9 protein-coding genes are annotated in these 12,925 nt (G+C 35.4%); 3 read left to right on the forward strand and 6 right to left on the reverse strand.

Annotated elements, in window-relative coordinates; translation table 11 throughout:
- The first annotated feature begins 233 nt into the window (after nt 1–233).
- From AC1RRQ_RS07240 to AC1RRQ_RS07250, 3 genes are all read left to right on the forward strand, one after another.
- Nucleotides 234–491, forward strand: coding sequence for a hypothetical protein (locus tag AC1RRQ_RS07240; protein ID WP_493022339.1), 258 nt, complete (start codon nt 234–236; stop codon nt 489–491).
- Nucleotides 492–782: 291 nt separating this feature from the next.
- The gene (locus tag AC1RRQ_RS07245; RefSeq protein WP_493022340.1) at nt 783–1,811 is read left to right on the forward strand and encodes an NAD-dependent epimerase/dehydratase family protein; all 1,029 of its coding nucleotides are present in this window, start codon (nt 783–785) and stop codon (nt 1,809–1,811) included.
- The gene (locus tag AC1RRQ_RS07250) at nt 1,812–2,387 is read left to right on the forward strand and encodes a Crp/Fnr family transcriptional regulator (protein ID WP_493022341.1); all 576 of its coding nucleotides are present in this window, start codon (nt 1,812–1,814) and stop codon (nt 2,385–2,387) included.
- Between the two features lie 417 nt (nt 2,388–2,804).
- On the opposite strand, the gene AC1RRQ_RS07255 is transcribed toward AC1RRQ_RS07250, so the two are convergent.
- The 6 genes from AC1RRQ_RS07255 to AC1RRQ_RS07280 form a co-directional block, all read right to left on the reverse strand.
- Nucleotides 2,805–3,305 (reverse strand): hypothetical protein, encoded by a 501-nt coding sequence (locus AC1RRQ_RS07255; RefSeq protein ID WP_493022342.1) that lies wholly within the window; start codon nt 3,303–3,305, stop codon nt 2,805–2,807.
- Nucleotides 3,306–3,488: 183 nt separating this feature from the next.
- Nucleotides 3,489–4,070 carry a hypothetical protein gene (locus AC1RRQ_RS07260; protein WP_493022343.1) on the reverse strand — a complete coding sequence of 194 codons (582 nt, stop codon included), beginning with the start codon at nt 4,068–4,070 and terminating at the stop codon, nt 3,489–3,491.
- A 9-nt stretch (nt 4,071–4,079) separates the two neighbouring features.
- Nucleotides 4,080–4,349: a hypothetical protein gene (locus AC1RRQ_RS07265; protein WP_493022344.1), complete on the reverse strand. Its 270-nt coding sequence runs from the start codon at nt 4,347–4,349 to the stop codon at nt 4,080–4,082.
- A 337-nt stretch (nt 4,350–4,686) separates the two neighbouring features.
- Nucleotides 4,687–5,178, reverse strand: a complete 492-nt coding sequence (locus AC1RRQ_RS07270; RefSeq protein WP_493022345.1) for a hypothetical protein — start codon at nt 5,176–5,178, stop codon at nt 4,687–4,689.
- A gap of 4 nt (nt 5,179–5,182) precedes the next feature.
- Nucleotides 5,183–9,478 carry a DUF6443 domain-containing protein gene (locus AC1RRQ_RS07275; protein ID WP_493022346.1) on the reverse strand — a complete coding sequence of 1,432 codons (4,296 nt, stop codon included), beginning with the start codon at nt 9,476–9,478 and terminating at the stop codon, nt 5,183–5,185.
- 15 nt (nt 9,479–9,493) lie between these two features.
- Nucleotides 9,494–12,628 carry an RHS repeat domain-containing protein gene (locus AC1RRQ_RS07280; protein WP_493022347.1) on the reverse strand — a complete coding sequence of 1,045 codons (3,135 nt, stop codon included), beginning with the start codon at nt 12,626–12,628 and terminating at the stop codon, nt 9,494–9,496.
- Nucleotides 12,629–12,925: the final 297 nt, after the last annotated feature.

The raw sequence follows: 12,925 nt of genomic DNA on the forward strand, positions 1-12,925 counted from the left end.
TAAACATATTTTTTAAGATTATCTACGCCTTAGTAATATACTTATATAGTTTACAATTATACTTCGAGGCGAAAGTGATAATACACAAGATTTTAACAAGACTTATATACGATTAATTCTGCAAAGTAGAAAAGGGAATACTGAAAATATAGTGTTCCCTTTGACAATTATAGATTCACTGCGTATGGAAGGTTTGCTTGACTGGCAGATCCTTTCAGCTTACTAGAAATTTTGTGATCGCAGCAAAAATATCGACTGAAATAAGAAGCGAGACTGAAGAGCAAAATTATATTTCAATACAAATGGAATGGCTCAAATCACCTGAATTGTCATTTTACATGGATAAAATGCCTGTTGACATCCTCGATTCTTTTGGACTAGAAAATAGTATGAAGTATCCAAACTTCAGTGCTGTGAGCAGTTATCTCTCTAAACGTTTTGGGTTTGCCACGGATGATAATCCCGTAGAAAATCCATTAAAAGATTTATAATTTGTTATAAATCTGGATACTTCTCGCCTTAAAAGCCTAAAAACAGGTTCGCTAAAATGCTGGAGAGTATCTAACATCTTATTCTTTATGGATGTACTTAAAAAAAATAGCGGATGTCGCCGAAGCCGACACCCGCTAAAAGCCTGCTAGTCTCCCAACTTCACAGGCCTTAATTTGCATAGGAAATACTCAATATCTCTTGTCTAAAAGTATAAGATCAAGAGCATTTCTTAACAATTGGTAATTGCAGAGAATAAATACTTCCAGTCCTTTGTAAACAAAAAGATAATTATGAACCAGCAAAAAGTATTACTGACAGGTGTTACCGGATTTTTAGGCTCACACACCGCAATTCAATTACTAAACAAAGGCTATAAAGTTACCGGAACATTACGTAATTTGGACAGGGTCAATTCTATAAAAGAGATTATTGCCAGATATACAAGCAATCTTGAAAATCTTAGTTTTGCCCAAGCTGATTTGGGTGACGATAAGGTATGGGATGAACTTACTAACGGTATGGATTATGTACTGCATGTTGCTTCACCATTTCCCCGTGAGCTGCCTAAGCATGAAGATGACTTGATTATTCCTGCAAAACAGGGCACTTTGTCGATTTTGAAAGCTGCAGCAAAAAACGGGGTTAAACGCGTGGTAATGGTTTCTTCCTCCTCGGCAATTCAATATGGAAAAACAAAAGAGGAACTCAATCGAACCTTCTCAGAAGAGGATTGGACAGATATCAAAAACCTTAGAGATACCACAGCGTACTTTAGAAGCAAAACTATTGCGGAAAAAGCGGCCTGGGATTTTATAAAGATGGACACCTCGGGAATGGAGCTCACTACAATATTGCCGGGTGTAATTTTGGGAAAGGTACTTGAAGATGATTTCGGTACTACAGCAAATATCATCATTAAAATACTCGATAAAAGTCTACCAGCCCTGCCAAAAATAGGGTTTGAGATTGTCGATGTGGAATCTTTGGCAGACTTGCTTCTTAAAGCAATGGTATCAAATCAGGCAGCCGGAGAACGTTATATTGCGGCCGCAGGATATATGACTTTCAAAGAAATAGCTGTGCTTCTTAAGCAACATTATCCTAACAGAAAAATAGTGACAAAAGAACTACCTAATGTTTTGGCGAGATTAATCTCTATCTTTGAAGTATCTCTAAGACCAATTCTTCTTGAACTTGGTGTAAAAAGGAAATTGAAAATAGACAAGGCAGTACGCGAATTGCATTGGCAGCCAGTACCTGTAAAAGATGCTGTTACTGCCTGCGCAGAAAGTATTCTTGAACAGGGAATTGTAATCTAAATGGAAAAATTAAAATCGGCATTAGCATTTGGCGGTATCCTTACTGCAGCGGACATTGATGTTGTGGCATCCTGCTTTAGCATTAGAACACTGAAGCAAGATGAATATTTCCAAGAGCTTGGTAAAACTGCCAATGAAATTGCTTTTGTGAACAAAGGCATTTTGCGTATTTATGGCACTGATGGGAAAGGCAGCGATGTTACTAAGTTTTTCGTCAGGGAGCAACAGTTTTTTTCTGATATTGAAAGCTATTATGCACAACAGCCGTCCTCAATTGCGATTCAGGCGGTCGTTGGCAGTGAGTTACTGGTTATAAAAAACCAATCTATGGAAACCTTAACGCAAAAAATTCCAAATCTGTTTATTTTCCAAAAAAGCATTACAGAAGCTACGCTGCTTAACAAGATAAAAGACAACGATTTTTTAAACTTCGGAAATGCCAAAACCAAATATCTTGAATTTTTAAAGCGATATCCCGAGTTGGTAAAGCAGGTACCCCAGCATTATATTGCATCGTATCTTAAAATTACGCCACAGTCTCTAAGCCGTATTAGGAATGAAATTATTACACAATGAAAAAGGCCTCCAATCAAAGTTTTTTTTCTTGTTTTAGTCAGAGCTGAATACTCTCAAACCTAAATTATAACAAGCTAAAGCTTTTCTTAAATACCTATATTATCTTATCAATTTATTAGCGTATTTTAGTACTTCAAATCAATAGAAATAGCTTAATTTTTGTTAAAAATGTTAAAATTTTAACGGCAAAAATGGTCAAAAAAAAGGTATTAAAATCACTGTTTTATGTGTACCCCATTTGTACCTCGGATAGCGAAACACCCAGTAAAGTAAGGGGTTGTTACTTTCTGCATCGGGAAGTAGCATGACAAAACATCGCAAAAACAACAAATAAAAGCAAAAGCCACTCCGTTATAGAGTGGCTTTATTGATTTCTCTTTCTGAGTATAGATTATAAAAATTTTATGCTGTCGGATTTTAATAACTTAAAATCTTTTTCTCAATGAAATTACCTTTTACAAATCTATATTTTTCGATTTTATTTTTCTTGATAACATCAAATAATTTAATTTCACTATCGTATTCATATTTTAGTTGCTCAACCATCGATACAGAATAATAAGAGCCAATAACAAGTTTTAATTTAAATTCCTCTTGCGGCATATTATGACTCCTATCTAGTAAATCGAATGAATACATTAATTCTTTTGATTTTATCTTTTCAATACTTTTTGGATTGACTTCTTTATCAAATGTTTTTACAATATCAAGTGATAATGAGTCTGAGCTTACTAAAATATCTCTTTTATAGTCTAATTTGTGTTCATTTTTAAGCACATTTAAAGTATCTTGTAACCAATTTTTAAAAACAATTTCGTTTCTATTTTGTTGAGTAGTATTTTTTTGCTCTTTGTATTTACAATTAATAAAAGTCAACAAACACAAGCCTCCAATTACTATTTTTTTCAGTATATCCATAAGTTTTATAAATGAAATCTTGTATCACTTTGTTTTTTTTCTCCTCTACCAGTAGTGAGTTTTGTATAAATAGAGTTACCAATAATTTTTGTCGCTGATATTTGATTATCTGCAACTCTTTAAAGGAATTCCTGACTATTAAGACATCTGATACATACCAAATTCTTCTTTTAGATCCAATCTTTAATTAATCAATTTTACAACATCTTCTATAGTTAGTTTTTCTCGATACTCTATAACCTTTTTTTTGAATATTACCTTAAAGCTTGATGTTGGAGTAACTAAATTCGAGTTCTCATTTTTATCTTTATCTAAAAAACTATCCATAACTTTTTTATTATACTTATAATACAAAATCACATCATTCAGCTGTTTATCTATTGAAATTGAACTATCTATCTTTAGTTCTTCTTTTTGATATTGTTTGCTGTAAGTATACAGCATTTTTATTTTCTCTTTTGGTTTTATATAAAAGAACGTTGAAGAGTTTGGTTGAACTAAAGCGATATCTGTATCATTAAGTCTTAAACATATACCAGCAGATTTATTTATTTTTTGTTTAGAATCGACATCATAAGAATTTGAAAAAAAAACTACTTCTTTTTCATTAGGGTTATAAAAAGATACTAAAAAATGTAATGTTTTTTTATTTGAACTATCTTGAACAATTATCTTTTCACAAGTTGCATTTATCTTATAATTGATTATCTCTTTATCAGCACAGCTGACAAAAATCAAAAGAATTGCAAATATTAATCCTTTCATAATTACATACTATTTAATTTCTCCACTTAAAATTTTATTCATTGATCTTTGAATTATCTTTTTCCATTCAGGAGTTGTTCCCTGCCATGACGAATGATTAATTTGCGTCTGATATGCTTTGGCATGAGCTTTACCTTCACCAGTAACACCATTCTTAAAATGAGCATTACCCTCATGAGCTGCAGTGTTTTGAATATTATTAACAGTAAATTGACCTCCCGCTCTACAAAATGTTCGTAATTGCTGTGCGAAGTCTCCTGACTTTGTATTCGTTCGCATATAATTTTTTAAAGCTAATAAGTCTTTACCAATCTTTGTTTCTACGAAGTCAGGAGACTTCGCAGAGCTGGGAAGTAGCAGAGCAAAAAATCACAAAACAATTACAAACAAACAAACAAGCTAAAGTATTGAAAAATGATACTTCAACTTGTTTGCTTTTTATTTTCACTTGACAACAAAACCAGATCTGTTTTCAACGGAAGCAGTCTTTGAAAAGAATTCAGAGCAAAAGGGCTATAACAACTAAGAATGCAAAAACACACCCTTAACCTTGTTTTCCAATTTTCGTGAGCACATCGACAGTTTCATTTAGTTAAGTGCTTATATTATAAAAAACCTAATCTGTATCATTACCATTAGAAAGGTCAGGTTTTACAAATACTAAACCACTAATACTTTTATAATAATCTTCTTTTTTCTTCTTGTTAAAGGTTCGTGAAATATAAAAAACTAAATCATTTAATGGTTTTTGTTGTTCACAATTATCTTTTAATACTATAGTATTTTTTTTTGTTACCTGGTCTCTCAAAATTAATACATAACGTGTACCATCTGCATAATCATTTTCAATTGAATCACATTTTGTAAAATTTATATTTTGTATCGATTTATTAATAAAATTCATTTCTGATTTACTAAAAGAAGCTTGATAAACCTTTGGTTGTTGGCCAATTTCGTTAATTAAAATTATCGCATCACCTTTACTATCAATTTTAAAAGAATTTAAAAAGGCATCGTACTTAATAGTTAAATCTAAATCATAAGTTTTAATCTGTTCAGGTTTGCAACCAAATAATAGTAAGCAAACTAAAATAATATTTAATTTCATCTTATTAATCTCTGTATGTGTTTATTATTTTATTAATATCCTTATCGCTTTTTTTGATACCAGCATTTTCATAAAATTGCTTCAAAATTGGAAAAGTATTATTCTCTAATGTTTTCTTATCTTGAGCCATCCAATGTTGCAGAACACTAGTTGTATTGGCTCGTCTTTTTGCCGGATCTTTTTTTATTTGTTTCTTAATTGAAGTAATGTATTCTGGCGTAATATTCGATAAATCTAACTTACCATCAAGAAAATCGTCAGCATAACTATCAACATGAATAAAAGCCTCATGTGATATGTTATCGATTTCGTAACCAATAGCTTCAAAACTTGTTTTTTTGGAACTATTTTCATCTAAAAGAATCGTCAATTGAAGATGATTTCCATCTTTTTTATGAGAGGTCTCTGCGCTTGCAGTTTCCCCAGGTTCCATACTTCCAAAATTCAAATCTGTATTATTTTTGTCATATTTTCCACTTTCTTTATACTCATGACCAGCAATGACTTGATTTTCTCTCGCAAAATTAGATAAAAATGCTATTCCAGTTTTTGAATTAGCAAAGAACTCCCAAGCTTTAACTAAATTAGGATTTTTATATTCTCCTTTATTTTTTCCACTAGTATATTTTTGATAAATATATGAATCATCAACGTATCGGCCATCAGGATCAATAAATCTCACAGGATTATTAAATGTATAAGAATATGGTGTTATTCCAACATATAGCTCAGCCAGCGGATCAATATTCATCCATCTACCTAAAGCAGGGTCATAATTTCTCGCTCCATAATCATACAAATTTAGCTGATTGCCTCCAATATTCTCGTCTTGGAACTCTTTTCCATTGTACTTATACTTGTAACTTGTGTTGCCAACTACTGCTCCTGCTGCTTTTTGTTTAAATCCAAATGGATAATAGTGATTTTCCTCCACAATTTGTAAAGATGGCGTTGTTAAAGAACCTACATTTTTATAGCTGACCCTATTGTTACCCAAATGATCTTTGTATTGATAAATATACTCAAAATTTCCGCTATTATGGTTTACATAACCTTCGGGTTGTGGGAAGAATTTTAAAATATTGTTTTCATACTGAAAGCCCCCGGCATAATCAGTGGTAATTCCACTAACTATTTTACGTTGTTTTGCACCTGTGGCATCATAGTCGTAATGAACGGTTCCTCCTGATAAGGTAATATCGACAGGCAGATTCAGATAGTTGTAGGTGATGGCTGTAATCCCCTTATTAGCATCAGTCTTCATGTTTCCGTTATCGTCATAAGTGTATTCTTGAGCTGTATCAATACCATCTTTAAAACCTTCGGAACTGCCTGAGCTGTCTTTTACCTTAAATAATTTGTTGCCTGCATCATAGGTGTAAACCAAGTTATCCATTACTCCTAATAGCGTCGCATTAGGATCTGTATATCCATTACGGATTAAACTCATGATGTTACCGTTTTTGTCATAAGTCAGATTTTCATTGTAACGGCCAGAGTTCTGGGATATGGCATTAGTCAATCGGTTTAGGGCATCATAACCATACGTGTAGTTTTTTAAGGCAGGATCTTGGCCTTGTATTTTCCAAAATGTCTGACTTATGTTTCCGTTGTATAATGCTGTGCCTGCAGAAGGATTGCTGTAATTAATTTTAAACCCAAACAAGTCCCCGCTTCCCACAGAAATATCGTTATTGGCTGTATTAGAATCGTTGATTCCTTTAAGCCATCCGCGTATGTTGTAGGTGTAATCTATGGTTTGTAAACGTGGGCTTCCTTCTTTGTTTCCCACTGCTTTAGAAACCAATTGTCCCAAGTCATCATAAGTGTTATCAGCAATGACTTCTGCAGTACCACCGTTTATGGACTGCGTCTGTTTTTTGAATCTTCCGGCAGAATCGTAGGTAAATGTATCTGCAATTGTTATCGTAGAAGCTCCCTTAATATGCTGGGTGGTCGTTTTATTAGGTTTCCCCACAAAATCAAGCTCCATTTTTACTTTTTGCGTCACCCCTAAATAGTCATTCTTAATATAGTTGTATATAGAACGACCTTTATCGTCGTAATAAATAACATTAGTAATCCAGTTTGCGGTTCCTAAAATGCGTATTTTACTCCCAGTGACCAAAGATTTGGTGCTAGTACTCGGTGTTACTGTACCCACATTTTCAGTAGTTCCTCCATTTAAGTCAAAATTATAGTCATCGTAATAATTGATGGTATACAAGCTAATACCAGTATTAGGAAAAGCATTATTAGAGTAGTATACCGTAGTATTATTGATAGTATTAACTACTTGTCTGTTTTCAAACAAAGTCGTTTGGGAATTTACAGTATTCTGTAAACTCGCACGCGATGCCTGACTAGAATATTCACCTGTATATACTGGTCTGCTCAAAGCATCGTATTTGGTAAACAGCCATTTGTTTTGGGCTTTTAAATTGGCATCTTGGGTTAAGATTGGCTGGTCTAATTTGTCATACACAATAAACTCCCATTCCTTTCCTGGTAGTTTTTTCTCTACCAGACGGTTGCGGGAATCGTATTTATATTGATAACATAAATTGTCTAAAACATTTTGGTTACTGCTTACTATAGCAGCAAAAAAAGTACTTCCTGTTTGTGCATGAAAACCTGCTTGCAATCTAATTGAATTTGTTGCGGTAAGCGTTAAAGTATTCCCCGGAGTTACAACAGCAGAAGAAGTTATATTCGACTGCGCAGTCGTAGAATTGATTATTAAATCAACTGCTTTGGGAGGCAGTACATAAGTAAGGTTTCCATAAACATTATAGACATAATACGTGTCGTGTTGTATTTCTTTTTCTCCAGCATCAGCAGTATCTCCGTCATTATTTAAATCGGAGTTAGAATATGTCCTTTTTAAGACAATACGTCCTTCTTTGTCCTTAAACTCTTCTGTAGTATTGTTTTTCCCTGAAGCTGTTGTCCAGTTTTCGTCTTTGGTGATATTTTTGTAGAGTACATCCTTAGCATAGCTGCTTCCATCATTGTACAACGAAATATCGAATAATTTTTGAGCAGCATCCCAATTAGTATTGGCTGTAAAGAGTTTTACTTCGTTTGCACTATTGGTTTGATAGCCCAATTTTATAGTGTGATTATTGGCTAAAGACCAAGCATTACCCGGCGCAGCCATTTGTAAGACACGGTTAAGCGGCGAGGGTTCGAAATCTTTTTGGGAATATGGATTCGAAGTGTTTTCGTATTTGGGAGTGTTGTAAATTGGTAAAACGTCCTGCAGGGCAGTGTTTCTGTATAAGCCGCCATTGGAGCTTTTTGCATAAGGTAAATATTCTTTCTTCTGCCTTCCAAAATTATCATATTCAATGGGCGCAATTAAGTCTTCACTACTACCGCCGGCGGCGATTCCGACTTTTTGCATCGGGCGGCCTAAACCATCGAAGTACGTGATATTATCTATTTTTTTTGATGCCGCCAGCCCGCTGACAGATGTCACTGGAACAGTAGGGTTTATTGTGCGAACATAATTTTCGTTTATTAATGGAGGATTTACAGGGCAGCCATTAGCAGTTGTACTGTAAACATTAGGGCAGGTGTCAAAGTTGTTGGCAGCATAGTTACCTGCGGGTTTTACACATGCCGAAATGGGATTGGAATTATAGTCTCCAAATCCGTCGTTGTCGGTATCGTAATACCAATTTGGGCCAATACCTATAGCAGGGTTTTGGTCATTGCAGTCGTAATTGTTTGTTACATAATACGGACGCTGATAACAATCGAAAATAGGTGTTGCGCTTGAACTTCCGTAACCGTCATGATCACTATCTATATACCAGTTTACCGCACAGCTTAAATCGATTACAAAACTTAAACTGAAAGTCGTGAAACTGGTCCAATTGTCTGGGGTTAAAGTGTAAATCACTAATTGATTGTCTTCAATTTTGGCATAATATCCCGATAGTCCATATCCCGACTGCTCGTTATAGCCATAAATTTGACCAAGCTCCATATTGGGCAGGGCGGGATATATATCGAGCCAGGCAACCACTCCCCTTGCAAATGTTTGATTGTAAGTCCAACTGGCTTCTAAATTGACAGACAAGACATTATTTTGCACCTGAATCGTATTGTGTACAATATTATCGGCGGAATCACCGGAACTGACCCAATGGTATGGATCTATTTCTTGAGAATAATTAGGATATTGTATGTTTGGCGAAACTGCTGGAAGGACGCCTATATTGCGATTAACAAAAGGTTTAGCGTTTAAACAATAAATACAACACAAAAAAAGAATAGGTAAATATTTTTTCATCATCATAATTAAAAATTAGTGTTTGTAATTGTATTGGTTTTCCGAAAGGATGTTTCCTTGTGCGTCTTTGACCTGCTTCAATCGCTGAAACTCATCATATTCGTAGTATGTCGTCAATCCTTTTGCATCGGTCATACTCGTCATACCCACCAAAGGGCGATAGGTATAGGTCGTAATCTGGGCGCCCTTCAGCGATGCAGAGGTGCGCAGAGTATTCAATAAGGTGCGTAAATCAGCCTCTCCGCTGGTTACCGCATTATCTATCTGTGTTTGTGTTATTACAGAATTTACTGTTGCGTAATCGCTGTTGGCAACCTTAGCAACCGGATACTGCCCGTTGTAACCCCAGAGATAGACATAAGTGATTCCGTCCGTAACCGTCTGGCTGTAAAGATTATTCTTTGCATCGTAGGCATTGGAAAGTTTGGAACTGAAAGTATAGGGAGACTGCGGATTAAAGACAATATCCGTACCATCACCCTCCGCGCTATATATTGTTAAAGGCAGACCATTGACTCCATACTGAACCTGTTCGCCGGAAATAAGCTTAGCATTACGATATTTACGGATATCCACAGGAGCGAGGATATGTTTATCTTTAAGGCTGGTAAGCAAACTGCCATACTCGGTTGGGTAGAAATATTTTGTGGCAGTGGCATCTCCTCTGCTGTCGTATTCCCTGGTCTCAGTCAGCTGCTTATGATTAACAGAACTATAGTCAAGCTCTTTTACCGTTCTTATATAGCTTCCATCACTATTGTACATTTCCGTTACCTCTTTGATAGGTTTAGCCATGCCGCCTACATCATAATAGCGGGAATAGAAATATTGAATTTCATCCCCAAATGATGTTACTTTATAGCCCGGAACTGCTTTAAGCGCACGGATATCATATTCTGTATAATTTTTAGAAAGTAAGGTCCCATTTTCTAAATAAGTGTCTTTAGACTCAAGATGTCCTCGCCTCCAATCATTGTTAATAAAATTAGGATAAGGAAACGTACAGGGAGAAATAGTTTTATATAGAAAATCAGGCTTGTAAGTACTTATGTATTCTGTTTGAACCATTGCCGAGTTAAACAATCCTGGAATCGATACCCCTTCGTTATTCAAATCTCCGGGAAATTCTACATCATAGGCAAAGCTAAAACTATAAACGGTATAACCGTTACCAGGCGAGATTTCCTTAACACCAGTATAGATAACGTTTGCCCTTGCTCCAAACCCCAATTGAGGAGCGCCTTCGACACGGGCTATAAACCTGTTGTTAACGGATAATGTGGCGGGAACTCCAAAAGCGGACAATTTTCGCCAATTTCCCTCAGTAGAAGTTTGAGAGTTATAACCAGAACTGTACCAGGTATAATAAGGATTTTCCGAACCGATACATTTTTCGCTGACCGCGACCCCCGGATATTCATAGTTTTTTATGATAGCAACAGAACTTGAGCTTTCCTTTGTTTCTATTTGTTTGAGTCTTAAGCCTCCGGATATTGGCAAAAGATCATCTTCATTTAGCAAATGTGGTTCGAATTCAAAGCGCGTGTAGCCACCAGTGGGAAATATAATTTTATTTAAAGCACAGGCCTTTACTGCTTCTGCAACGGGCTCTCTTGTTCCTCCATTGGGCACGCCATAGGCAAAACTCGGCCCCGTCCCTCCATATCCCTCTCCGCTGGGTGTTAACTGTAGGGCCCAGTCATCAATACGGAAAGGGTAATTCTGGGGATTACTTGGAAAAATTGTTTTATTGTTACTATTGTTGTAATAGCCCCAATGGTCTTGACAAGGCGACAAACGGGAAGGAAGCGTATAGAGATCGTCCGTATTTGGATCGTTATCACCATAATATTCAAATCGGTATGGACTTTGACCAATATCATTTACACCTATCTCGCGAAACGAATCCAGCCTTAAGCGGTAATTAAGACAATGTTTGTTGCTAAACTGTTCCACTGGGATTTGTCTGGATTTATTGGCTTCAAAATAACTATAATCAAAACGGAATTTCTTTACCTGTCGATTATTCTTATCTTTCAATACAATAAAATCGAGTTGGTTGTTAGACAACGATTCACTGTCTTTCCTTGCATTTGTAGATGTCACAAACTCCAGGTAATTTCCTGAAGAACTAGTAATTTTCTTCAAAACAATTCCGGATATTAGCTCGTCACTATCTAAGTAGGTAGTTGCATACTGTTCCGGAAGATAATGATCAGGATTATTCTGGTTTACCACAAAATATGCCTCGCTAAAACGTCTTTTCTGATACTGCAAAGCTATGGTGCCACCCGCCGCATATTCGAACGTAAGCTGCCCGCCGGAAGGGCTTTTTATCTTAGAAAGATACCAGGAGCTTGTATATGATTTCCCGGTATTATAACGATAGTCTACCGTCTCATGATCTTTAAATTCATAAACAAAACCCCGCTCATCGGTAATGATAAAATCTCCCCCTACATATAGCGGGTTTGCAGCATTATTTTTAGCTTCAGGCACAAACTCAATTTTAAAATCTTCATATTGAGCCAATATTGCATTAGCCGTTCCGTTTAAAAAGAATCTGCCTGATCTCCCGTTGAAATTGTAGTAGAATATATCCGAACCATTATCGGTTACTCCCATGTCGCCATCCCTTAATTTATATTTAACTTGATCTACATAGTTTTTAATCGAAATATCATCATAAGTATTACCTGCGAAATCAGGTATAGAAGTCCTACTCTGCAATCCACTATAGGTATAACCATCCGGAATTCCTCTTACTTCTCTGGTAATCATTCCTCCGGCATTTAAAGCCCAGCCCAAGCCCACCCAAGAAGCTTCCTCGTCAACCTTAATGCCTGACGCATGGTACGACAATGACACATCGAGATTGATGTCCTTGTCTGTAAATTTGATTACCGGAACACTAATTTGGGGGATTCCTGAGGACAAATTAACAGGAATGTCGCCGTATTGGCCAAGAGAATAAGTATTTGGCGAATATACGTTGAACCGCTCGTGTCCTGCATATTGTGCCGAGGCGTCTCCGCTCTTAAAAAATAAAAAAAACAAAATCAGTAAAGTACTTGTCAATCTTGTAAGCAGATATTGATTTTTAAGGATTAGCCAAAGATTGGCTTGTTTAAGAAAAAAACTATTTCGCATAATGAATTATATTGAAAGTAACTGTTTATTTATATTGTATTAAATCCCGGAAGATTAAAAAGTAAAAAAAGACAATCTGCATCTATACATAATAATTTATAGAATACTCAAAAAATTAACACAATATTAAATGAAAAATAAATTATTTAACAGCTTTTTTCAGCATATAAAGAACATGTATTAAATAAAATTCTCAACAGACAACTAATAATCAAGTAATTAGCAAAAATGTGATGTGTATTTGTCAGGTGAATTATTGTACAGGACTATTTTGCACTATAAAAAAGCAATACAGCT

The sequence above is a fragment of the Flavobacterium sp. GW821-FHT12A05 genome (genome assembly GCF_058807735.1).